Origin of the sequence: Streptomyces sp. NPDC012510 (genome assembly GCF_042955065.1) — a bacterium.
Lineage (GTDB): Bacteria > Actinomycetota > Actinomycetes > Streptomycetales > Streptomycetaceae > Streptomyces.
On sequence record NZ_JBIBEN010000039.1, the window covers coordinates 1 to 22,602 of the forward strand.

Annotated in this window: 24 protein-coding genes and 5 pseudogenes; 14 read left to right on the plus strand and 15 right to left on the minus strand. The window is 67.9% G+C overall.

The features are described from left to right. The 8 genes and pseudogenes from ACFY9I_RS40510 to ACFY9I_RS40545 all read right to left on the minus strand — a co-directional run. Nucleotides 1-230 (minus strand): annotated as a pseudogene (locus ACFY9I_RS40510) (ABC transporter substrate-binding protein); the annotation flags it as partial. A gap of 64 nt (nt 231-294) precedes the next feature. Further along, a pseudogene (locus tag ACFY9I_RS40515) lies at nt 295-418 on the minus strand (transposase); the annotation flags it as partial. A gap of 226 nt (nt 419-644) precedes the next feature. Then, nucleotides 645-998 (minus strand): cupin domain-containing protein, encoded by a 354-nt coding sequence (locus ACFY9I_RS40520; protein ID WP_391012006.1) that lies wholly within the window; start codon nt 996-998, stop codon nt 645-647. 336 nt (nt 999-1,334) lie between these two features. Further along, on the minus strand, nt 1,335-2,069 hold the full coding sequence (locus ACFY9I_RS40525; RefSeq protein ID WP_391012009.1) for an SDR family oxidoreductase: 735 nt from the start codon (nt 2,067-2,069) through the stop codon (nt 1,335-1,337). 78 nt (nt 2,070-2,147) lie between these two features. After that, nucleotides 2,148-3,257 (minus strand): alanine racemase, encoded by a 1,110-nt coding sequence (locus tag ACFY9I_RS40530; protein ID WP_391012012.1) that lies wholly within the window; start codon nt 3,255-3,257, stop codon nt 2,148-2,150. 134 nt (nt 3,258-3,391) lie between these two features. Beyond that, a complete protein-coding gene (locus ACFY9I_RS40535) occupies nt 3,392-3,880 on the minus strand; it encodes an Atu1372/SO_1960 family protein (protein WP_391012015.1) in 489 nt (162 codons plus the stop codon). Between the two features lie 504 nt (nt 3,881-4,384). Continuing rightward, a complete protein-coding gene (locus ACFY9I_RS40540; protein WP_391012017.1) occupies nt 4,385-4,672 on the minus strand; it encodes a hypothetical protein in 288 nt (95 codons plus the stop codon). A gap of 328 nt (nt 4,673-5,000) precedes the next feature. Further along, nucleotides 5,001-5,687: an FCD domain-containing protein gene (locus ACFY9I_RS40545; RefSeq protein ID WP_391012020.1), complete on the minus strand. Its 687-nt coding sequence runs from the start codon at nt 5,685-5,687 to the stop codon at nt 5,001-5,003. 257 nt (nt 5,688-5,944) lie between these two features. Here ACFY9I_RS40545 and ACFY9I_RS40550 point away from each other — a divergent pair, with 257 nt between their 5' ends. From ACFY9I_RS40550 to ACFY9I_RS40595, 10 genes and pseudogenes are all read left to right on the plus strand, one after another. Beyond that, entirely contained in the window at nt 5,945-6,625 is a 681-nt protein-coding gene (locus tag ACFY9I_RS40550; protein WP_391012022.1) for a haloacid dehalogenase type II, read from the plus strand. Nucleotides 6,626-6,680: 55 nt separating this feature from the next. Further along, nucleotides 6,681-7,166 (plus strand): Atu1372/SO_1960 family protein, encoded by a 486-nt coding sequence (locus ACFY9I_RS40555; RefSeq protein WP_391012025.1) that lies wholly within the window; start codon nt 6,681-6,683, stop codon nt 7,164-7,166. A gap of 12 nt (nt 7,167-7,178) precedes the next feature. Continuing rightward, nucleotides 7,179-7,331, plus strand: a pseudogene (locus tag ACFY9I_RS40560) (hypothetical protein); the annotation flags it as partial. A gap of 115 nt (nt 7,332-7,446) precedes the next feature. Next, nucleotides 7,447-8,850, plus strand: coding sequence for an FAD-dependent oxidoreductase (locus ACFY9I_RS40565; protein WP_391012028.1), 1,404 nt, complete (start codon nt 7,447-7,449; stop codon nt 8,848-8,850). Nucleotides 8,851-8,870: 20 nt separating this feature from the next. After that, a complete protein-coding gene (gene solA, locus ACFY9I_RS40570) occupies nt 8,871-10,016 on the plus strand; it encodes an N-methyl-L-tryptophan oxidase (protein ID WP_391012031.1) in 1,146 nt (381 codons plus the stop codon). A gap of 335 nt (nt 10,017-10,351) precedes the next feature. Continuing rightward, a pseudogene (locus tag ACFY9I_RS40575) lies at nt 10,352-10,602 on the plus strand (MFS transporter); the annotation flags it as partial. 45 nt (nt 10,603-10,647) lie between these two features. Next, entirely contained in the window at nt 10,648-11,028 is a 381-nt protein-coding gene (locus ACFY9I_RS40580) for an enoyl-CoA hydratase-related protein (RefSeq protein ID WP_391012118.1), read from the plus strand. A 7-nt stretch (nt 11,029-11,035) separates the two neighbouring features. Continuing rightward, nucleotides 11,036-11,956 (plus strand): alpha/beta fold hydrolase, encoded by a 921-nt coding sequence (locus tag ACFY9I_RS40585; RefSeq protein WP_391012034.1) that lies wholly within the window; start codon nt 11,036-11,038, stop codon nt 11,954-11,956. 35 nt (nt 11,957-11,991) lie between these two features. Beyond that, the gene (locus ACFY9I_RS40590; RefSeq protein WP_391012037.1) at nt 11,992-13,458 is read left to right on the plus strand and encodes an AMP-binding protein; all 1,467 of its coding nucleotides are present in this window, start codon (nt 11,992-11,994) and stop codon (nt 13,456-13,458) included. 459 nt (nt 13,459-13,917) lie between these two features. Next, complete coding sequence (locus ACFY9I_RS40595; protein WP_391012039.1) at nt 13,918-14,070, plus strand: CGNR zinc finger domain-containing protein; 153 nt, start codon at nt 13,918-13,920, stop codon at nt 14,068-14,070. A gap of 34 nt (nt 14,071-14,104) precedes the next feature. On the opposite strand, the gene ACFY9I_RS40600 is transcribed toward ACFY9I_RS40595, so the two are convergent. Next, the gene (locus tag ACFY9I_RS40600; protein WP_391012121.1) at nt 14,105-14,578 is read right to left on the minus strand and encodes a winged helix-turn-helix transcriptional regulator; all 474 of its coding nucleotides are present in this window, start codon (nt 14,576-14,578) and stop codon (nt 14,105-14,107) included. Between the two features lie 139 nt (nt 14,579-14,717). On the opposite strand from ACFY9I_RS40600, the gene ACFY9I_RS40605 reads away from it, so the two are divergent. After that, complete coding sequence (locus tag ACFY9I_RS40605) at nt 14,718-15,731, plus strand: zinc-binding dehydrogenase (protein ID WP_391012042.1); 1,014 nt, start codon at nt 14,718-14,720, stop codon at nt 15,729-15,731. 629 nt (nt 15,732-16,360) lie between these two features. Here ACFY9I_RS40605 and ACFY9I_RS40610 read toward each other — a convergent pair. Next, nucleotides 16,361-17,200 carry an alpha/beta fold hydrolase gene (locus ACFY9I_RS40610; RefSeq protein ID WP_391012045.1) on the minus strand — a complete coding sequence of 280 codons (840 nt, stop codon included), beginning with the start codon at nt 17,198-17,200 and terminating at the stop codon, nt 16,361-16,363. 67 nt (nt 17,201-17,267) lie between these two features. On the opposite strand from ACFY9I_RS40610, the gene ACFY9I_RS40615 reads away from it, so the two are divergent. Beyond that, nucleotides 17,268-17,939 (plus strand): TetR family transcriptional regulator, encoded by a 672-nt coding sequence (locus tag ACFY9I_RS40615; RefSeq protein ID WP_391012048.1) that lies wholly within the window; start codon nt 17,268-17,270, stop codon nt 17,937-17,939. Between the two features lie 81 nt (nt 17,940-18,020). Here ACFY9I_RS40615 and ACFY9I_RS40620 read toward each other — a convergent pair. Together ACFY9I_RS40620 and ACFY9I_RS40625 are read right to left on the minus strand one after the other, a co-directional pair. Beyond that, nucleotides 18,021-18,365 (minus strand): annotated as a pseudogene (locus ACFY9I_RS40620) (IS5/IS1182 family transposase); the annotation flags it as partial. Nucleotides 18,366-18,440: 75 nt separating this feature from the next. Continuing rightward, complete coding sequence (locus ACFY9I_RS40625) at nt 18,441-18,662, minus strand: hypothetical protein (RefSeq protein ID WP_391012050.1); 222 nt, start codon at nt 18,660-18,662, stop codon at nt 18,441-18,443. Between ACFY9I_RS40625 and ACFY9I_RS40630 the strand changes: the two genes are divergently transcribed. Continuing rightward, nucleotides 18,652-18,930, plus strand: coding sequence for a hypothetical protein (locus ACFY9I_RS40630; RefSeq protein ID WP_391012053.1), 279 nt, complete (start codon nt 18,652-18,654; stop codon nt 18,928-18,930). The genes ACFY9I_RS40625 and ACFY9I_RS40630 overlap by 11 nt on opposite strands. A gap of 181 nt (nt 18,931-19,111) precedes the next feature. Here ACFY9I_RS40630 and ACFY9I_RS40635 read toward each other — a convergent pair whose 3' ends face one another. Then, nucleotides 19,112-19,699: a TetR family transcriptional regulator gene (locus ACFY9I_RS40635; protein WP_391012056.1), complete on the minus strand. Its 588-nt coding sequence runs from the start codon at nt 19,697-19,699 to the stop codon at nt 19,112-19,114. A 165-nt stretch (nt 19,700-19,864) separates the two neighbouring features. Between ACFY9I_RS40635 and ACFY9I_RS40640 the strand changes: the two genes are divergently transcribed. Next, nucleotides 19,865-20,503, plus strand: a complete 639-nt coding sequence (locus ACFY9I_RS40640) for an SDR family oxidoreductase (protein ID WP_391012059.1) — start codon at nt 19,865-19,867, stop codon at nt 20,501-20,503. 325 nt (nt 20,504-20,828) lie between these two features. Here the strand turns inward: ACFY9I_RS40640 and ACFY9I_RS40645 are convergent, their stop codons facing one another. After that, a complete protein-coding gene (locus tag ACFY9I_RS40645) occupies nt 20,829-21,662 on the minus strand; it encodes an enoyl-CoA hydratase-related protein (RefSeq protein WP_391012062.1) in 834 nt (277 codons plus the stop codon). A 121-nt stretch (nt 21,663-21,783) separates the two neighbouring features. Next, the gene (locus ACFY9I_RS40650; protein WP_391012064.1) at nt 21,784-22,590 is read right to left on the minus strand and encodes a strictosidine synthase; all 807 of its coding nucleotides are present in this window, start codon (nt 22,588-22,590) and stop codon (nt 21,784-21,786) included. Nucleotides 22,591-22,602: the final 12 nt, after the last annotated feature.

Sequence of the window (22,602 nt, forward strand, 5' to 3'; positions counted from 1 at the left end):
GTGATGCCGGTCTCCCGCGTGAACGGCGTGTAGATCGCCTTCTGCAGGGCCGCACCGTAGGAACCGCCGCTGTCACGGACGACCACCGTCTTGCCGCCCTTGCCACCACTCCCAACGGCTGTCCGGCTGGAGCCGGTGCCGCAGGCGGCGAGGGAGGGAAGGGCGGCGAGGGCGGCCAGGCCGCCTGCTCCGCGCAGGAGCGCTCTACGACCGATCTGGGCATCACTCATGGCAATACTCCTCATCTGGGGACGCATGGGACCAGCTGTGCGGGGGCTTTACCTCGCATGTGGGGGGATTGTTCAGGGCGGCGAACGCGGACAGAACATCGCCCGCTTGGCTTGCCGATCGCCGTTTGGGGCGCGTGTTCGCCGTGGATCGAAGTTCCCGACGACCTTGTCGCGGGAGCGACGCCGGCCGGGTGACCGGGTGGGTGGCGGGGGGAAACCGGAGCCGGGACAGGGGGTGACCAGCGGAGTGGGGGTGATCCTCAGCAGAGCCGGAGCATGAGGGCTCTGGTGTGGGATGAAGCAGATCCTGGCCTGCGGCTGAGGGACGGGCTGAGCGGACCATCGGCCCCGGCGACGTTGCTCAGCAGGTGGCTTCGCGTGAACCCTGAAGGCGATCGGGGCCGGGCATCGGCATCACGTCACGGTCACGTAGATCTTGCGCACGGTTTCGATGGTCTTCCAGACGCCGACGTAGCCCGGCTTCATGACGAAGCTGTCGCCGGCCTTGTAGATCACCGGCTCGCCGCCTTCGGGTGTGAGTTCGACGATGCCGGAGAGGATGTGGCAGAACTCGAAGGTCTCGCCCTTGATCGAGCGCATCTCGCCGGGCGTCGCTTCCCAGACGCCCGTATGGATCGACTCCCCACGGGCGACGTCCTGGGCCCAGGTCCGGAAGGTGGGGTCGCCGGAGATCAGGCGCTCCGGGAGCGGGCCGGATTCTCGCGGCGCGCAGGAGGGATTGGTGTCGATGGCCTTGAGGAGCGACATGTCTTTCCTTTGGAGCTTGAGAAGTTGGTGGCCGCGGCCAGGGTCGACGAGCTGCTGCCGAGCGGCATCTGACACACGCTCGTGGGCATGGCCCGTTCCCGATGTGCGGAGGCCGATACGAGGCATCGTGGCTCGTGCCGAGGTGGCCGGGTGGCTCGGATACGTTGTCGGCACGGGCGCACTGAGGGTGACGCCGTTCGAGTGGGGCAGGCGAATGGGCACGCAGCCGACGCTTGTTCGACGGTTCATGTCGCAATCGGCGGACGCCCGAGACAGAAGGAGCGACGGAGAACAGGTCGTTCAGCTCCTTGCTGATGGTGATGCCCAGCTGGGTGTTCAGCCGGCGGTGTACCCGCCGTCGACGGTCAGGACCGATCCGGTCACGTACGACGACTCCCGCGAGGCGAAGAAGAGCACCGCGTCAGCGACCTCTTCAGGGGTGGCGAGGCGCTGGAGCGGGATCGTGCTCTCACGCTGACGGCGGTAGCCCTCGGGGTCAGGCCTGCGCTGGAACGCCGCTTCGATGATCGGGGTGGCGGTCAGGCCAGGAGCGACGACGTTGACGCGGATGTTGCGCGGGGCCCACTCGATCGCCGCGCCCTTGGCGAGCATGATGAGGCCCCCCTTGGCGGCGGAGTACAGGACCTGCCCGGCCATGCCGACCATGCCCAGCCGTGAGCTGACGCAGACGAACGAGCCGCCGGACTCGGGCATCAGCGGCGCGAAGTGCTTCATCACCAGGAACGCGCTGAGCAGGTTGCTCTCCAGTACGTTCCTCGCGTCGTCGCAGGCCATCTCGGTGAGCGGACCGTCGGCCTGCAGGCCGTGGTTGAGGACGACGACGTCGACGGTGCCGAAGGACTCCGCGGCCTGCTTGGCCAGGTGCTCGACGAACGTCTCGTCGTTGAGGTCTCCGGGAACGTACAGATCGTCGGGCTCAGCGCTGTCGAGCCGCTCCCTGCGGCCGGTGAGCAGGAGCCGCCCGCCCTCACGGCGGAAGTGGGAACTCACCGCCTGCCCTATGCCACTGCTGGCGCCTGTCACCAGGGCCGTGACGTTCTTGAGTCTCATGTCAGGCACTCCTCATTACGGGGGGAGGTCGGTCGGGGGTGGGGTCTTGGGGAGGACGGGGGTCTCATCCCGTGCCGGTCAGTTGAGGAATCCGCGGGCGTCGACCGGCCACCGCTCCAGCGACGTGCCCGTGCTGTCGGTGACGATGAGTTCCTCGAAGCCGAGGACGACCGGGCATACATGGTTCGGCACCACGGGGACGACGGTGCCGACGCTGGGGCGGAAGTCGCCGTCCGGCAGCGGGAGGAAGCCGTGGTACTCGTTGACCTTGGACAGGACCGCCTTCGTGCCGGCGATGCCGCCGTAGCCGATCTCGGGGCTTCCTTCTTTGCTGAGGGCCTTGTTGCCCACATCGACGATGACCTGGTCGGGGACCCAGTCGCTGACCACGGTCCCGGCGACGAACAGCGCGATCTGGTCCTCCGTGCAGGAGCCCAGCCGGGCGTTGTTCAGATCGCCGAAGACGTACTCGCCGGGACGGATCTCGGTGATCACGCTGCTGCCGGTGGAGAACTCGACGGTGGGCGTGGAGCCGGCGCTGACCACCTCCGCGGTGACCCCGACGCCTTCGAGGCTGCGTACCGCGGTGGTGAGCGCGGCTTCCTGGTCCTGCGCGGCACGCCGGCGAGCGTCGCGACCGACGCAGCCGTGACCGGGATAGGTGAAGACGCCCGCCGGCACCAGACCGCGCTTGCGGGCGGCGAGCGCAAGGTCGCCCGCGAGCTCGGGCGGCGCCCCGGAACGACGGGCGCCACAGTCAACCTCGATCACGACCTGCAGGCGGTCCGGTTCGTCTCCCATCGCGTCGACGAGGGCCTCGATCGCCGCGACGTTGTCGACGCCGACCCGCAGCCGGGCGGACTCGGCGAGCCGGCGGATCCGGGGCTTCTTCGATCCCGCGGCCCAGATCGGGTAGGCGAGGAAGATGTCGTCGAAGCCGGCTGCGGCGAAGACCTCTGCCTCACCGACGTTTCCCGCGGTGATCCCGACCGCGCCGGCCTCGATCTGGCGCCGACCGATCTCCACGCACTTGTGTGTCTTGACGTGCGGCCTGACCTTGATGTTGTGCTGGTCGGCGAAGCCCTGCATGCGGTCGATGTTGCCCTGCATGACGTCGACCAGCACGATCGGCGCGGGGGTGTCGATCCGCTCGACCAGAGCGTCGAGTGCTCGTTGCAGCTGATTCACGCTGCCCTCCTTGTGGTTCTGCCTGAAAGATCGAGGGGAACGATCGAGGGGCGCGGGTGCTGACTCCCCTCGATGCCGAACGCGCGTGCCCCGCGGTATCGCGCGCACTCGGTTACACCGTCGTCGGGGCCGCCCTACGCAGCGGTGATGACCATCTGGATCTCGACCGGACTGTTGAGCGGCAGCCCGGCGACACCGATCGCGGTGCGGGCGTGCCGTCCGTTCTCGCCCAGTACCTCGATGAGCAGTTCACTGGCCGCGTTGGCGACCTGCGACTGCTCACCGAAGTCCGGCGTACTGGCCACGAAGACCAGCATCTGCACGATCCTGACCCGGTCCAGATCGCCCACCGCCTGAACGGCGGCGGCAAGGCAGTTCAGCACGGCATCGTGCGCGAGTGACCGCGCCGTCTCGAGGTCGATCTCCCTGCCGACAGTGCCCTGCCCCAGCAGCCAACCGTCCCGGTAAGGCAGCTGGCCCGAAATGTAGATGCTGGAGCCCACCGTCCGGTGGTGCACGTAGTACGGGTTCTCCCGGAGCTCGGGAAGGGCCAGCCCCAGGGCCTGAAGCCGATCGGAAGCCGAGTCGGTGTTCGCTGCCGAAGTCTCATGATTCTTGATCATCTGTACTCGGCTCTCCTCTCAAGTAACAGCGGCGACAAAACCCCTTATGGTGGCTTAAAACCGTCAACCTATTGTCGTTTGTCGACCATATGGCTGTCCGTCGAGCACTGTCAATACGAACTTCAACCTCGAACGCGGCCGCGGAATCAGTTCGAGAGTGCGATGTGGCGGTTCAGGGCAAGTGCGTAGCGGCCGTTCAGGGAAGCGCCTGTGGCGTGAGACGCCAGGCGGGTTCCGGACTGACCGAGTGTCTACGGGCACTCGCGGACCGGAAGGAACGCCGGCCCCATCACCGTGCCGGGGCGACCGCCGACGAGGACATCATGGTTACTCTGCCGTCCGCGGTCGGGCCTCCAGCACGGCGCACCCACCGTGGCCGCGACTGAGGCCCGGACGCCGCGCCAGTGTGCGGAACGGCATCCGGGCAGGCCAAGAACGGGCCGCCCGGACGGGCAGCGCGCGTTCGGCGACCGATGATGCGGTGCGACAGGCGCACCATGCGGGTCAGTGCGCCGTCTCGGCCATGTCGTAGGTGTGGCAGACCACCCTGGGTGCCGGGATGCGGCCGTGCGCAGCCCCCATGCCGATCTGGCGGGTGACCTGCACCTGTCGCACGCGGGCGTGGTTCTCACAGGTGGCCGAGCCGCAGCGCGAGCACACACCGATGCCGGTGGTGTCGCTGCCTCCTGGAGGCAGTCGTAGCACCTCATTCGCGACACCGCGCTCCAGGGGAGTCGCCCGCAGATACGTCGGCAACCTCGGCACGGCGCGGACGGCGCCGCCGGAAGGCATGCCGATCAACGGTTACACATGCGCCTCACCAGCCGCGACCGGCCACGGCTGCCCCACCCCGAACGGAGTCGGCAACATCGGCGCATTGCCTGGTCGCGGTGCGCGGGCGGGTCCGTAACCGTGCGCGCGGCAGTCGCCGGACGGAAGCCGACCGATCGCGGCCACGACAGGAGGCACCCAGGACCGGCGCAGCCGCTCGATCCGGCATGCGCCCGCCGACGGACCCTTCCTCGATGCCCTGCCCGTGGTCGCACACCTCGATCACCGAACGCCCCGGCGTCGACGCCGGGGCGAACAGGCTTGGATGTTTCACGCAGGCGGCACGGCCTCAGACATGCCGGGACGCGGGCTCCCCCGGATCTTCCGTCCGGGCCCCCAGCCCCATGGGGAAATGGGCAGCCAGTTCCTGGCGGAACGCGTCGGTGTCGCCGCCCAGGGCAACGGCGGCCAACCTCTCGTGCTCGACGACCAGCTGCTGCGGGTCGTCGCTGTAGGTGCGGTGGTCGACGCTGAGGTGGAGGCGCAGCTTGGTCTCCCAGCCGTTCCAGAGACTCTGCAGGACGCCGTGGCCCGAGAGATCGTAGAAGAGCCTGTGGAATCGGAGGTGCGCGTCGATACTGGCCGGGATGTCGTCCTTCTCCATGGCCCGGCGGAGATCCTCGACGGTTTGCAGCAACTGGGGCCGCTCAGGACCGCGCAGCGCTTCGGCCGAGAGCTCGGCGGCGTACGGCTCGACACGCAGCCGGACCGAGTCGATCTCGGCGACCTCCTGAGCGCTCACCTCCACGACGAACGCCCCACGGTAGGGGATCTTCACGACGAGGCCTTCCTCCTCCAGCTTGGTCAGCGCCTCGCGCAGCGGGGACCGGCTGATGCCGAGATCCGCGGCGATGTGCGCCTCGCGCAGCTGGCCACCAGGAGGCACGGTCCCATCGAGGATGGCGGCTCGCAGTGTGCGGTAGACGCCTTCAGGGGTCGTCGTCCGCTGCTCCTGCCACTCGAACTTGTGGTCCACCCCGTGGCCCTCCCTCAGTGATTGCCGACCACTTGGTCGTTTGTCGACTATACCTCCGCCAGTTGCATCAATGTCATCGAGTGGGCTGCGCCGGTGGATCACCTCATGCGCACAGAAGGGGGTCGGCGCCGTCCCGCCCAAGGTGCTCCTCTGGCGCTGTTGACAGCTCAGACATGTTTGGTCGACAATCGACCAGACAGATGGTCGACAATCGACCACGGCGTCAGGCTGCTCCACTTAAACACACAGGAGGACCAGTGGCATTCGACATCAAGCCCAAGTTCGCGACGTTCGACATGAACGGAACGCTGATCAAGTTCAGCATCAACGACACGATGCGCGAGATCCTGGGCGACCGACTGCCGGCCGAGGTCGCCGATGAGTACCTGCGGATCTGCAAGGCGTACCGGATCGACGAGTGCACGGGTGCGTACCAGCCGTTCCACCAGATCGTCGCGCGTTCCATGGAACGCGCCTCGCGCAAGGTCGGTCTGGAATACCGCGAGGACGAGGCGCGGGCGGTGTACGAGCGCGTCCCCACCTGGGGCCCGTACCCCGGTGTCACCGAGGCGCTGAACCGCCTGGCCGAGGCGGTCCCGCTGGTCATCATCACCAACAGCGACACCGAGCACGCCGTGCGCCTCGCGGAGAACCTGAAGGCCCCGTTCGAGGTCATCATCAGCGCCGAGGAGATGGGCGTCTACAAGCCGCGACTCAGCGCGTTCGAGTACATGTTTGACAAGCTCGGCGTGACACCCGACGAGATCGTCCACGTCTCCGCGAGCCCCATGTATGACCACCGGCCCGCGGCCATCATGGGCATCGAGAACAAGGTGTACGTCGACCGCGGCTTCGAGCACGACGAGCACTGGCTCGGCTACGAGCGGATCACCGACATCGCCGACCTCCCGGTCCTCTTCGGCCTCCCGCGCCCCTGACGCCTGAGCCTGAGCGGAGAACTGAGGAAATGATCCACAGCAAGACGGTGGCGGCATGACTCAGCCCCTGCCTCAAACCGTCAAGGGTGACTCGGCTGCAGAAAGGCTCCAGGCCCTGGGACTGAAGCTACCCGTCCTCGCCAGCACCACGTACCTCGTGCCCCACCGGACGGTGGGCTCCACCATCCATCTCTCCGGCCAACTCCCCTTCAAGGACGGCGAGCTGCTGGGTCAGGGCGTGGTCGGCCGGGACGTGGAGCTGGAGACCGCGCAGGAGCTCGCACGCCATGCCGCGCTCAACGCGCTCGCTGCCGCTGCGCAGGCGGTGGGCGATCTCGACCGGGTCCGGATCGTGCAGATGCTGGTCTTCGTGGCCAGCACCCCTGACTTCGGTCAGCAGTCGAACGTCGCCAACGCGGCCAGCGAACTGCTCATCGAGGTACTGGGTGAGAACGGACGCCACGCCCGCACCGCGATCGGTGTCGCCGGGCTGCCGCTCAACACCCCTGTCGAGATCCAGGTCGTCTGCACCGCTGTGTAGCGCGAGCCACTCATGGGCAGTGCGGCGGTGGCCCGGCTTCGACGGGCACTCGACGCCCTCGGCCAGCACGATCGACACCCCGGTGCAGATCCTGCTGGCCGACGCGAGGGGCAGATCCCGCTCCGGCGCCTCGCCCCTCCCGAGGAGATCGCCGACGCCGTCCCCTTCCTCGCGTCGCCGGAATCCTCGTACATCCCCGGGGCAACGCACCCCGTCGACATACCGGCCACACCGCCTTCCAGCAGCGGCCCACGCGGTTCCCAGAGACAAAGGACACACCATGAACGCCCTCGCGGCACCACCCCGAAACGGAGAGCTCGGCTTCTGGGTGGCACAACTGGCCGACAAGAAGCCCTCGTTCCCCCGTTTCACCGGCCAGGACTCCGTCGACGTGGCCATTGTCGGCGGCGGCTACACCGGCCTGTGGGCGGCGTACTTCGCCAAGAAGCTCGAGCCGTCGCTCTCGGTCGCAGTCTTCGAGGCCGAACAGGTCGGCTACGGCGCCTCAGGGCGCAACGGGGGCTGGCTCTCGGCCATGCCGCCGGGAAACCGTGCCACCTTCGCCCGCGCCGGCGGAGGGCTGGAGGCGAGCCGGGCGCTGCAGCAGGAGTTCGTCGCCGGCGTCGACGCGGTCCTGGACATCCTTGAGGCCGAGGGAATCGATGCCGATCAGCACAAGGGCGGAGCGCTCGTAGCCGCCCACACGCGGGCGGGGCTGGACCGGCTTGTCACCCGGCGTGATGCCGAACTGAAGTACGGGCTGACCGACGACGAAGTCCACCTGCTCGACCGGGAGGAGTTCCAGTCCCGGATCAACATCTCCACCGTCCACGGCGGACTCTTCTACAAGCACTGCGCGCGGATCCACCCCGCGAAACTCGTCTACGGCCTCGCCGACACCCTGACCTCCATGGGCGTCAGGATCTACGAGAGCAGCCGCGTGGACCGTGTCGAGGGCAAGACCCTCACCCTGGCCGACGGGCGTGTCACCGCGGCGAAGACGTTCATCTGCACCGAAGGCTATTCGGGACAGCTGCTGGGCCGCCGGAGCCTGATCCCGGTCAATTCCTCGATGATCGTGACCAAGCCCCTGCCGGAGGAGGCGTGGCAGCAGATCGGCTGGGACGGGCCCCAGTGCCTCAACGACTCCGCTCACACGTTCATCTACTCCCAGCGGACGTCGGACGGCCGTATCGCCATGGGGGGCCGAGGTGTCCCCTACCGCTTCGGATCCGGCACGGGGGGAGCCGGTGCGACCGCCCAGTCCACCATCGACCTGATCTCACACAAGCTCAGTACCTTCTTCCCGGGCATCCCCTTCGAGGTGGACCACGCCTGGTCGGGAGTCCTGGGCGTCACGCGTGACTGGAACGGCGGCGTGCACTGGGACCCGGCATCCGGGATCGGAACGTCCACCGGCTACGCGGGACACGGTGTCACGGCGGCCTATGTCGGCGGCAGGACTCTCGTGGAGCTCGCCTTCGAGAAGGAAACCGAACGGACCACGCTTCCCTGGGTGGGCTACCGGGCGCCGAAGTGGGAACCGGAGCCCTTCCGCTGGCTGGGTGTTCATGCCATGTACCGGCTCTTCGGTATCGCGGACCAGTGGGAAGAGCGCAGGGGCTCCAGCAAGACCTCACTCCTGGCCCGATTCGGCAGCCGCCTCGCCGGACTTCACGAGTAGACGAAAAGGAAACTGCTCTCATGGACGCAAAACTCGCAGTCATCGGCCTGGGCAGCATCGGGAGCATGGCCCTGTGGCAGGCCTCCCGGCTGTCCGGCTCGGTGGTGGGCTTCGAGGCAGCCACCCCCGCCCACGGCCGCAGTGCCGTGGGCGGGGACACCCGCCTGTTCCGCATGATCTACCTCGGCAGGCCCGAGTACTACCCCATCATCGAACGCTCCCGCGGCCTGTGGGCCGAGCTCGAAGCGGAAACCGGGCAGGACATCCTCACCACTACCGGGGGCCTGTCCATCGGGACAGCGAACGGCAGCTACATCAACAGCCTCCTCGAGGCAACGCGCATCACCGGAGCGGAGCACCACGTCCTCAGCCGGGAGGAGATGGCCGAACGCTACCCCCAGCACAACCTCCGCCCCGACGACTGCGCCGTCTACGACCCCCACGCCGGCGTTCTGCGCACCGACCGCGCCGTCAGCGCCGCCGTCGCGGCGGCCCAGGCGAACGGTGCCACCGTTCTGCAGAACACACCCGTGGACAGCATCACCGAAACCGACCATGGCGTCGTCGTCACCTCGGGCGACAGAACCTGGACGTTCGAGAAGGTCATCGTCGCCTCGGGCGGCTGGTCCCGCAGGCTCATGCCCGACCACCTCAAGGCCGTCACCGAAACCCATCGGATCGTCCTGACCTGGTTCATCGCCCAGGACGGCACCCAGTTCTCGCCGGAGAACTTCCCCGCCTTCAGCCGGTGGTACGAGGACCGCTCCATGTACGGCGCACCCGCCGTCGACGGCGTGACGGTCAAGGCATCGGTGGACGGACCGGTGGCCGGGCGCGCAAGGGCAACCCCCGACCCGGACGCCGTGCCCAGGGAGCTCACCCGAGAAGAAGTCGAAAAGGTCACCGAGATCGTCACCGAATTCTTCCCCGGCCTGATCCCCACCATCGCGCGCTCGGACGCCTTCCCCGACCTGTTCACCGAGGACAGGCATCCCCTCGTCGGCTGGCTGGACGACAACAGCAGGATCTACTGCGCCACCGGATTCTCCGGCAAGGGCTTCAAAATGGCGACCGGCTACGGCCACGTCGCCGCACACGAGGCGCTCGGCAAGCAGACCACCGAAGGCCTGGACTTCGTGCGTCCGGACCGGTTCAAGACCAGGTAACCGCCCACTCCTGCCGCCTCGGCGCAGTGGCCTCGTATCGCCATCCGGCTGACGGTCATTGCAGGACTCAACTCTTGATGTCCCGCAACGGTGCCGAGAACCAGCCGTATGCCGAACGCGCCCTCTGGGCCGTCCTCGCCCCGGCCGCCGTCCTGGGCCCCTGCTCAGGGCGCTCGCGGTCACGGCGGCCGGTGGAGTACGCATCCCGCGGCCGAGGCGGCGGGCGTCGGCCCACCCCGGAGCGCACACGGACCACCCCGCGGGACGGCGCAGACGGTGTCGGAACGACCGCGTGCACCCGTACTCACACAAACCAGGAGGAGACGGACACCACCATGCCCGATCTCATCTCCCGCGCCCCGACCCGCCGAACCGTCCGGACGACCAAGCCTTCACGCGAGCGGACCTGGAAGCATCTGTCACCGCTGCTGCGGCTGCTGATCCTTACCCAACTCACCTCTGGTTCGGCTTCTTCGCCGTTCTGCCGTTCCTCGCCGAGCACCTCGGCAACGCGCTCGGCATGGCGGGATGGATGATCGGCCTCGTCCTGGGTCTGCGCACCTTCAGCCAGCAGGGCCTCTTCGTACAGCGGCTGACCCGCCTGATCGGCACCCACCGGTCCCTGGCCGCGATCCTCGAAGGCAAGCCGTTCACGCCCGCGGAGGCGCTCGCCAACGGTGCGGTCGACAAGGTCGTACCCCAGGACAAGGTCGTCGCGCAGGCGGTCGAACTCGCGGAGCACTTCGGCCGGCAGTCGAAGGGGTCGGTCGCGGCCGCCAAGAGGTCTGTGTACTTCGGCGGCTCGATGCGCCTGGAGGACGGACTCCACGTCGAACGCGCCGAGTTCTTCACCAGGGTCGTGTCGAAGGACGGCCAGGAACTGATGCTCGACTACATGGAGACGACGGAGGCCACCGGCGAGCTCCCGCTCTACAACCCGGACACCTACGCCCAGGCGCTCGCCTCGGGCAGCGTGCCCGGGCACCGCTCGACGAAGACGACGCGGCGGTGAGCCGACGATGACCACTGCGCACTCCTTCACCCGCCACGACATCACCTTCCCCTCCGGCGACAGCACCTGTGCCGGATGGCTCTACCTCCCGACCGGCGTCACCTCCCCGCCCGTCGTCATCCTCGGGCACGGCCTCGGCGCCACCCGCGAGATGCGCCTGGACGCCTTCGCCGAGCGTTTCGCCCAGGCCGGCATCGCCGCCGTGGCCTTCACCTACCGGCACTTCGGCGACAGCGGCGGCCACCCGCGTCAGCTCCTGTCGATCAAGCGACAGCTCGCCGACTGGGACGCCGCCATCGCCTACGTCAAGGCCCGCCCTGACGTCGACCGCTCCCGCATCGCGGTGTGGGGCAGCTCCTTCGGCGGAGGCCACGCCATCACCGCCGCCTCTCGGCATCCCGAACTGCGCGCGGCCGTGTCCCAGTGCCCGTTCACCGATGGTCTCGCCTCCGCGCTCGCGCTCGGCCCGGTCGCCTCGCTCAGGATGAGTCCCGTGCTCGCTCGGGACATGGCGGCCAGAGTGCGCGGCAAGGCACCCGCGATGGTTCCCATCGCCTCCGCCCCCGGTTCGCCGGCCCTCATGAACGCTCCGGACGCCCTGCCCGGATATCAGGCGCTGCAGCCGGCGGGGACGACGTTCCGCAACGAGGTGGCGGCACGGGTCATTCCGACCATCGCCACCTACCGGCCTGGGCGTGCGGCGAAGAAGGTCGCCATGCCGATCCTCTTCTGCGTCAGCAACACCGACTCCGTCACGCCTCCCGCCCAGACCCTCCGGTACGCGCGCACCGCACCCCGGGGAGAGATCAAGAGGTACGACGCCGGCCACTTCGACTTCTACACCGGCGAGACCTTCGAGGCCCTGGTCCGCGACCAGATCGAGTTCCTCACCCGGCAGTTGCACCCCGCGTCGGCATCGACTCCTTGACCGGATCGCACAACACCGAGACAGGTACGCCCGCCATGAACTTCGCTTCACTGCCCGACCGTCGCACCGCTCACGACCCCGATGGGGCAGCGGTCTCGGACGGGCGCCAGTCACTCACCAACGCTCAGTTGCTGGACCGCGTCCGTGCGGCAGCGCGTCAGCTCCAGGACCTCGGCATCGGTCCCGGCGATGTCGTGGCCCTCAAGCTGACGAACCGCATCGAGTTCGTGCTGCTGTTGTTCGCCGCCTGGCGGATCGGCGCCACCATCACGCCGGTCAACCCGAGCATGACCGACGTCGAGGTGGACCGACAGGTCAAGGACTCCGGTGCGCGTCTGCTGGTGGTCGAAGACCACGAGGCGCCTGTCACGGACGGTACTGCCGTACTCGCCGTCGGCGCACTGTACAAGGAAGGGGTGAGGTCGGATCACGCACCGCATGTGGACTCGTCCGCGCTGGCTCTTCTCATATACACCAGCGGCACCACCGGGACACCCAAGGGCGTGATGCTGGACCACGCCAACATCGACGCCATGACGGAGATGGGCCGCCTGTCCCTGGACATCGGGCCCGCCGACCGGTGCCTGCTGATCCTTCCGCTCTTCCACGTCAACGGCATCGTGGTCAGCATTCTCACGCCTCTTCTCGCGGGGGCGAGCGTCGTCATCGCGGGCCGCCGGTTCGACCCACACAGCTTCTTCGACCTCGTCGAGCAGGAGCGCCCCACCTTCTTCAGCGCCGTGCCGACGATCTACGGCATGCTCGCTGCGCTCCCGGACGACGTGCGGCCCGACACATCGTCGCTGAGGTTCGGAGTCTGTGGCGCCGCACCTGCCTCCGCCGGGCTGCTGAACCGGTTCGAAGCCCGGTACGGCTTCCCTCTTGTCGAGGGGTACGGCCTGTCCGAAGGAACCTGCGGATCCACCATCAACCCCGTCGCGGGCCCGCGACGTGCCGGCACCGTGGGACTTCCCTTCCCCGGCCAGGAGATTCGGATCGTCGACGCCGAAGGTACCGAGGTGCGGCCGGGCACGGACGGTGAGGTCCTCGTGAAGGGCCCCAACGTCATGCGTGGCTATCTCGGCCGCCCTGAGGAAACGGCCAGAGTCATCGTCGATGGCTGGCTGCACACGGGCGATGTGGGTCACCTCGACGCCGAGGGCTATCTGACCCTGGTCGGGCGCTCGAAGGACATGATCATCCGTGGTGGGGAGAACATCTACCCCAAGGAAATCGAGGACGTCCTCACAGGCGACCCGTCGGTGCTCGAAGCCGCCGTGATCGGCGTACCCGACGAGAAGTGGGGAGAGGTGGTCGTGGCCTACATACAGCCGCGACCAGGCGTGCCCGTCGATCTGACGGCGCTGCGGGAGCTCTGTGCGCGCAGCCTCACCGGCTTCAAGCGTCCGACCGACTTCTTCGTCGTGGAGGCCATAGCGAAGAACGCGGTCGGGAAGATCGACAAAGCCTCCTTGCGCGCTGCCCACGTCGCGGCTTCCTGAGATTCACCGCGCGCCGAGCCTGGATGCCCAGGCAGCGCATACCCGACGGCGCGGCCGCGGGAGACGCTTCGGCGGGTGTCCCGGCCTCGGCCAGGATCTGACTGAGTGGCGGCCCAACCGGAAGCAACTGGGCCGCCCCTCGGTCCGGGAGGCTGCTCGGACGACCTGCCCCGGCCGGCCAGTGAGACTGTGGACCCGCAGGGGCGCCGCCCTCGTCACGGTGGCAGGGTCACCGACTCGCCTCGTCGGCCAGGATCGACCGCAAATGGATGGCACCTGATCCCCGCGACCGCCCTGGCACTGATCGCGCAGGACGCTGTAGATCTGCTCCTGTAGACCGAGATCCGGCGCGTACGCGTGTGCGGCGCGTACGCGTGTGCGGCGCGGACACGTGCGCGGCGCGGACACGTGCGCGGCGCGGACACGTGCGCGGCGCGGACACGTGCGCGGCGCGGACACGTGCGCGGCGCGGACACGTGCGTCCTGCGCTTCCTGGACCGCTCCCCCGCCCACAACCGCCGCTGGTGCTCGATGTCCCGCTGCGGCAACCGCACCAAAGTCCGCCTCCACCAGGCCCGAGCCAGACGAAGTGAGCACACCCCGGCGGACTGAGCCCACCCGGACTCCTGCCGCCACCGCGCTCAGCTCACTCAGCGGCCTTCATACGGAAAGCGGGGCCGGGGACACTCTCGATGTCCTCCGCCTGCACGGCATGACCTCGTTCGCAGCGGATCTGGGTATCGACGTGCGCACCGCATCCGCGGTGTCGCGTCAGCATGGCCGGACCCTCCGGGTCGGCGCGGTACCGGTCACCCCATTGCAGGAGCCCCATCACAGCCGGGACCAGGTCCATGCCCTTGGGCGTGATCACATACTTCGGCCGACTCCGCGAGCCCGGCTCCTTGTAGGTCTCGGTGGACAGGATCCCTTCCTCCACGAGCATCCGGAGTCGCGCCGCGAGGAGGTTGCGAGGACAGCCGAGGACACGTTCGAAGTCGCCGAAGCGGGACGAGCCGTACCAGACCTCGCGCAGGATCAGGATCGTCCACTTCTCACCCACGACCTCGAGGGTCCGGGCGATCGAGCAGTTCGACGTGTCCCGGTCGAGTCGGGTGTCCATGCCGGCGTCCTGAAGAGCTTCGGTCCTCGCATCCATGGGGTGATTCTAACTCGACTTGAGTTTACTTTTCTACACTCAGCAAATAGCGTCATGACCAGCACTCAGGCGACCGAGCAGATCACATGGAAAGGCGGCCGGCATGAAGGCATTCGTCGTCGAGAAGTACGGCAAAAACGGCGTGCGCGCCGCCGAGGTGCCCGAGCCCAGCGTCGGTGACCGCGATGTTCTGGTCAGGGTGAGCGCCGCGAGCATCAACCCGCTGGACAAGATGGTCCGTAACGGGGAGTTCAAACAGCTGTTGAAGTACAAGCCTCCGTTCGTGCTCGGTCATGACGTGGCAGGCGTCGTGACGCGGGTCGGTTCCGGCGTGCGCGGCCTCGAAGTCGGCAACGAGGTCTACGCCCGTCCGCGCGACCTGCGGATCGGAGGCTTCGCGGAGTACATCGCGATCGACCAGGACGACGTCGCCCCCAAGCCGGCCTCGCTCACCCCGCAGGAGGCGGCCGCGGTGCCGCTGGTGGCCCTGGCCGCCTGGCAGGTCCTCGTAAACCGGGCCCATGTGAAGCCGGGTCAAAAGGTGCTCGTCCACGCCGGTGCCGGCGGTCTCGGATCGACGGTCATCCAGCTCGCCAAACACCTCGGCGCCACGGTGGCGACGACCGCGAGCACTGATTCCGAGAAGCTGGTCCGAAGCCTCGGTGCCGACGTCGTCGTCGACTACACCAAGGAGGACTTCTCCAAGGTGCTGTCCGGCTACGACCTGGTGCTGGACGCCGTGGGCGGGGCGAACCTGGAGAAGTCGCTGGCCGTGCTGAAGCCCGGCGGCCTGGCCGTCAGCGTCGTGGGCCCGCCGGACGCCGGGTTCGCCAGGCAGCTCGGCGCTCCCTCCTTCCTGGGGCTGGTCATGAACGTGCTCAGTCGCAAGATCCGCAAGCAGGCGAAGACCCTGGGTGTTCGCTACCAGTTCTTCTTCATGCAGGCGAATGGCTCCCAGTTGCGCGAGCTCGGCACCCTCTACGACAGCGGGAAGCTCCGCCCGATCATCGACAGCACGTTCCCGTTCGATCAGACGCTCGAGGCGATAGCGTACGTCGAGCAAGGTCGCACCAAGGCCGGCAAGGTCGTGGTCTCGATGACGCCCGACAGCAACTGAGACCAGGCCGGCCACACGGCATCCTCCTGGCACGATCACGCAGGGCCGACGACGCGACGGCAGGGGCGAGAGACGCTCGCCGCGTCGGGCGGAACCACATCGACGGCCCGCGTGTCTCGACGCTCACGAAGGACACGGGAGTTGTCCAACGGCGCCCTCTGCTCCGACCCCGAATCCGAGGGCTGCCGGCGGCCGCGGCAGTCTGCGGAGCCCCGTGCCCCGCGCGCCTTGTTGTCGCGTGCCTTTGGTTATGCGCTGTTGAGCGCTGTCCACGGACTATCGTCCAGCGTCATGTCGATCACCGGGCACCCCCAGATCGTCCAACCCCTCACCGAGATCCGGGCACGGCAGCCGGGCGATGGCGCACCCCGCCTCGATCACGCAGGATGCGCCTACCTCCGCCAGCCGCTCCGGCAGGCCGGGGTCCGGCATGGCGGATTCTCGCGCGGCTGGTCAGCCGACGAAATCGGCGACGCTCCGCTGGCCGGACTGTCTTCCGTTTCGACCACGGGGGCGTAGAGGACTCCATGGCCTGGGAAGGTGTGCGTGTCGTATTCCGGGGATCCGGTGAGCCTGCGGCCCGTCATCAAGGACCAGGCGTCAGCGACTGCACCGAAGCCCCGCAGGCGTTACTCGTCGAGGAACTGAATGGCGTGCTTCAGGAACCGCTCGGGATACTGGAACTGCGCTCCATGCCCGGCATCGGGGTAGATCAGCAGTTGCGCGTTGGGGATGTTCTGGGCGAGGTGCCAGGAGTTGACCGAGGCGATCATCACGTCGTTCTCGCCGTTGAGGACCAGCGTCGGCTGGGTGATCGCGTTCAGGTGGGCGTAGGGGTTCTCGCCCGGCAGCGGTTCCGCGTAGGCGACGGTCGCTTCGAACTGCGCCTGTGCGACCGCGGGCGAGCTCGGCGGGTCCTGGTCGGCCCGCTGGTGGCGGCGCTCCCAGAAGGCCTTGCCCGCTTGCTTCGCGGCTTCCGAGCGGCCGAAGAACAGGAAGAGGAAGTCCTCCAGGGTGGGGACCGGGTTCAGGGCGTACTGAGGCACCTGGGGGTCACTTGTCGGGTCCCCGCCTCGGAGGCCGGTGCCGAGCAGGAGGAGCTTGCGCACCAGATGGGGATGGCGCAGCGTGACCTCCTGCGCCTGGAAACCGCCGAGCGAGAAGCCGAGCAGGTCGACCTGCTCCAGCCCCAGCGCCCGGATGACCGCGGCGATGTCGTCGGCCATGCCCTCGATCCGGTTACGCGGAGTGCCCGATGACGAGGCGACGCCGCGGCCGTTGAACAGGATGACCTCACGGCCTTCGGCCAGGCCGTCGGTGAGCAGCGGGTCCCAGTTGTCCATCCCTCCGCGGAAGTGCTGGACCAGGAAGATCGGGACGCCCGAGGGCTTGCCCCAGCGCCGGTAGGCGAACCGGTCGCCGTCAACCTCGATGTACTGAGTCGGTGCGGTCACATGCGTGTCACTCATGGCCTGAGCCTTTCTGGAGGGGGTGAGCAATACGATGACGATCGTCATCTAAAAAGTCAAGCTTTTGATGTCGATCGTCATCTATGTATGCTGGACCGTCGAGCGTCGACCGACGAAGGGACGGCTGGACATGCGGGTCACCAAGGCACAGGCAGAGCAGAACCGTGCCCACATCGTCGCGACAGCCTCCAGGCTGTTCCGGGAGCGCGGCTATGACGGTGTCGGCGTGGCAGAACTGATGGCAGCCGCCGGGTTCACCCATGGCGGGTTCTACAAGCACTTCCGCTCCAAGGCCGACCTGATGGCCGAAGCGTCCGCGAGCGGGCTCTCGCAGACCGTGGCACGGACAGAAGGTGTGGACGCCGCCGAGTTCGTCGAGCGCTACGTCTCGCGGGAGCATCGCGACGGGCGCGGCGACGGTTGCACCATCGCGGCCCTCGGCGGCGACGCCGCACGTCAGCCGGCGGACATCAAAACAGAGTTCGCAGCCGGGATCGAGAACCTGCTGACGGCCCTTCAGTCCCAGAGCGATACGCCGGGGGATGCGGGCCAGCGCGCGGCCCGCATGATGGTGATCGACATGCTCGCCCATTCGGTCGGCGCGATCATGTTGTCGCGGGCATGCCCGGACGATTCTCCGCTGGCGGACGAAATCCTCGATGTCTGCCGCAAGGAGATTCTCGCGTCACTGGCACAGGGCAACAGCGACCAGCCGGTGGCAAGGAGTCCAGAAACCTGACCGCAGCCGACCGCCGCAAGCCCAGCTCGTTACCATGAGCAGCACGAGGCCGGCTCCCAGTCGCCTCAGTACGAACACCGGCAGGACCACCCCGCCGCCCTTTCGGGCGATCTTCTTCAACGCGCGGTCCAGGCGCGGGGCGCGGGCGGCCAGCAGGCCCACGACCTCGCGCACCCACCGGCTCACGAGGGTGCGGTGCACCCCGTTCCCGCCGGCCAGATCGCCGGGCCGCTGGTCACAGCGCAGCACCGCCAGCACGATGCCGGCGATCTTCCCGGCGGGCAGCGCCCGCCACCGCGAGGCGATCTTCTTCAGGCGTCCGCGTATCAGGCCGGCGAGATGGTTCAAGGTCGCGCTCGACAGCGGCAGGCGGGCGGTGTAGACAAGGCCGTCAGGGCCCTCGGTGAGACCGTTGTTTTTCTTCACACCAAACTCAACTGCCGCCGGGGGTCCTCCCGTTACGGCCTGCCGCGCAGTTACGAGCGTGCGGTGAACCGCCCGTCAGGGCCGCTTGTGCAGCCGACCGCGGTCGGCGAGCTTGGTCTTCTTCGCCCGCAAGGGCTCCAGCTTGCCACGCACCGAGGCATCCAGGCCCAGCCACTCACCGACCGCCCTGACCTGCACCGGCCCGTCGGCCTCCCGCACGATCGCCAGGATCTTGCGGTAGTCGTCGGGCAGCGCGCCCTCGTCGGCCGCGTCGCTGTGGTGCGGGATGAGCACCATGGCTCGCGAGCCCACAGCAGGGGAGGTACGCGAAACATACGCGGCCGGAGTCCAGGAATTCGCCGCGTGGCTGTTCACCGACGCCGACGACAGCCTTCCCATGGTGGCCACCCTGGTCGGCGCGATCCTGCTCGCCCGCGCCACGGCGGGCACAGAACTGTCGGAGAAGATCCTGGAATCGACCCACAAAGCCCTGCCCACACCACACGGGCCCCGACCCGGGCTCCTTGGAACAGGGGCTGCGGGAGTGGGACCCAACGCCCCATAGGTGGGCAATCTCCGGAATCCCAGCAGCACGCGGTGGCGGTAGCCCTCCGGCCGGCCGCCCCACCCGTCCAGTCATGCCGGCATGGGCAGCAACGGCCGGATGCCTGACATTTGGGGATTCGGGCCACGCCGCAGCCGAGGACTGCCCGGACGGCCACCTGGGTCTGAGGCTGGGCCACGCTTCAGCGAGGCAGCAAGACGTCGACCTGCCTGCGGATGTCCTGCACGATCTCCTCGACGCTCAAGGCGATGTTCACGCTCGCCGCCATGCTGAGGAACATCACGGCGGACACGATGTGTGCCAGCGTCGCGGCGTCGCCCTCTGCGACCCGCTCGTCTCGGCGCAGCACGGCGGCGACGGCCTCCTCGGTCTGCGCGACGATGGCGAGTGCTGCGCTGTGCCGGGGCTCCTCGGGGTCGCCGAAGACCATCTCTCGCAGGTAGGTGCGTCCGTTGTCGATCTGGATGCGGTTGCACTCGACGATCGGCCGGACAATCGCCAGCACCGCGTCCAGCACACCTGGGACGGTCTCGGCGTCCGCCCGGCCCCGCTCAAGTGCTTCGACGTACTTGGCGTTCTGGACAAGGAGGAGGAGTTCGCCCTTGGTCTTGGCATAAAGGAACAGGGTCCCGGTGCCGATGTCGGCCTTGTCAGCGATCTGCTGGGTCGTGACCTCATCGACGCCGTGTTCGGCGAACAGTTCACTGGCGGCAGCGACGATGCGGTCGAGTTTTTCTTGCTTTTTCCGCTCGCGCCGTCCGAGAGGCATAGCGGTGTCCTCCAGGAATAGTTTCTGACTGCAATCAGTTATGATTGTACTCAATAACGTGTGGGCTCGAATGTGGCTCCGCTCATTCTCCCATCGCAGGGCGACGTTCGTTGCTCCATCCGTGCAGCGTCACGCACTTCACATCCCCCTCGGAAAGAAGAACCCATGCCCTCCCTCGATGGAGCAGTCGTCCTCGTCACCGGCGCCAATGGCGGTATCGGCACCCACTTCGTCCACGACGCCCTCGCACGCGGCGCCGCCAAGGTCTACGCCACCGCCCGTTCCCCCCGCGCCTGGAACGATGACCGCATCGTCCCCCTGACCCTTGACATCACCGACCGCACGTCGATCGACGCAGCCGTGGCCGCCGCGGCGGATGTCACCGTGCTCGTCAACAACGCGGGCGCCGCCCCGCCGAGCGCGAGCCTGTTGGACGTCACCGAGGCGGACATCCGGGCGAACATGGAGACGAACTTCTTCGGACCGGTCTTCCTCGCCCGCGCCTTCGCACCGATCCTCGCCGCCAAGAAGGGGTCCGTCCTCATCGACGTGCACTCCGTTGCCAGCTGGTATGCCTTCGGCGGCGCCTACAGCGCGTCCAAGGCCGCACTGTGGTCGGCCACCAACTCGCTGCGCATCGAGTTCGCACCCATGGGCGTCCACGTGACGGGTGTGCACATGGGCTACGTCGACACCGATATGGCCGCGCACGCCGACGGACCCAAGATGCTGCCGACGCAGCTGGTGACGACGGTCTACGACGCCGTCGAGGCCGGAGAATACGAGGTCCTGCCGACGAGTTGACCAAAGGGGTCAAGGCGGCTCTGAGCGGCCCGGTCGAGGCGCTTTACCCGGACCTGCACGGCACGGACGCCTGAGCTTGTTCTTCGGTCCCGACGTGATCTCTTCAGGTCGGGCCCCGGTGATCCATGGCGTTCGAACGCTTGGCCGGCCGGTGTCGAGAAGGGCTGCACCGTCGCGGCCGTCGAGCGGTGGATGACATCGGCGGTCGATCCGGCAGCAGCCCGATCCGACCAGGGTGCCGAAGACGTCGGAAATCAGGTGGGCCCCGCGGCAAAAGGGGACGGACGCGGCATCCGCTGCGTCCGTCCTCGCTTCCTGGTGGGTGTCAGCGTTGCTGGTTGGCGATGCCGATGTAGTGCCCGAGACGGTACTCGAAGTCGATGCCGGCCTGTTCGACGACGGCCTGCGTGCCTGCGGCCCGGGTGAGGAAACCGGGGAGGGTGAGGGAGTGGGTGAACTCGCCGTACGCGGCGACCAGGTCCGCGTCCGGGGGCAGGGAGGCCCGGTTGATCTGGGCTTTGGCCGAGGCCAGTGAGGTGCGGTCGAAGGAGGCGAGCCGGGCGGCGACGGTGCCGACGAAGGCGTCGAGTTCGCTGTCGGGGAGGGCACGGGTGACCCAGCCCCAACGCTCGGCTGTGTCGGCGTCGTAGTCGTCGCTGGTGAGGATGGCTTCCAGGGCGCGGTCGCGTCCGATGGCCCGGGGCAGGCGTTCGCTGCCGCCACCGCCGGGCAGCAGTCCGCTGCCGACCTCGGGCTGTCCGAAGATCGCCTTCTCACGACTGGCGTAGCGCAGATCGAGGGCGAGGGCGAGCTCGTTCCCGCCGCCGCGGGTGCGTCCACGGATGGCCGCGATGGTGATGTAGGGCGCTTTGGAGAGTTCCAGGACCAGATTCGTCCATGCCGGCACCGCGTCCGGGTCCTCGGGGGCGGGGAAGTCGGCGGCGGCGGCCAGGTCGAAGTGGTTGTAGAAGAAGTCGGGGGTGGCGCTGTCGAACAGCACGACCTGGATGTCCGGGTCGGTGGCCAGTTCGGTGACGATCTCGATGAGGCGCAGGACTGTCTCGCCGGTGATGAGGTTGACGGGCGGGTTGGCGAAGGTGATCCTCGCGATCTGCGGTGAGGTGCGCTCGTAGTGGATGGTGCTCTGCTGCTCGCTCATGGTTGGCTCCGGATGCGTGGTGGTTCACATATGGCGACGGGGGCGTGAGGAGGGCCAGGAAGCCGGGGCGGATGGATTGCTGAGGCAGATCCGGTGGTCCCGCTTCCCGTCTGCGCGCTGCTCACTTCTGGTAGGGCGGGAGGATCTCGCCGTTCTTGACGTAGGTGAGGGTGGCGGTGACGTCGTAGGCGTGGATCGCGGAGACTTGCGGTGCCAGCCGGTTGGACAGGTCCTCGATCGCGTTGCCGGTGAAGAAGGCGTCCCGTGCTGCGGTGTCGGTGAACCCGAGGCTGACCGAGGCGTGGAAGTGCTGGTCGTGGGGGTTGTCGTGGGCGACGTCCGGGGTGTCCCAGAGCTTTTCGATCCAGGGCAGGAACGTCTGCGTGCGCAGTTCCTTCAGCACTCCGGTTTCGGCGAGCGCGGGTGCGAGCTGCTCGTTGACGAACTTCCGGAAGGCGCCGGCGCCGACCCCGTCCCTGCGGCGCAGGTAGATCAGCGCGCGGGCGCCGACCGTCTGTCCGGGGCCTGCGACGTCGTACCAGCGGGATGAGTTCGGCGGGCCGGCGTAGAGCAGGGTGCGGCGGAACACGTTGATCTCGTCGGCGTAGGCCAGCTTCGTCTGCTTGCGCCCTTTCAGGGGTGCAAGCGCCGATTGGAAGGTGACTTCCGCGACGCCGTCGATCTTCCGGTCGGCGGGGATCGCGGTCTGGACCCCGTCGATGGCCGGCCACAGGCCCGTGTTGTGCTCGGCGAGGTGGATCTGTCGGTACTCCTCCAGGCCCGGGGTGGCGGAGATGATCCCTGAGTGCGGGCCCTTCCAGTGGTCCATGCCGGTCTGGCGGGGCTGGTCGGTGCGCACCCACAGCAGGATCGAGGAGGTGAGAGGCTTCCTCACTTCCAGGGGCGCGGCGGCCGGTGACGTGCTCATGGTGTTGCCCCT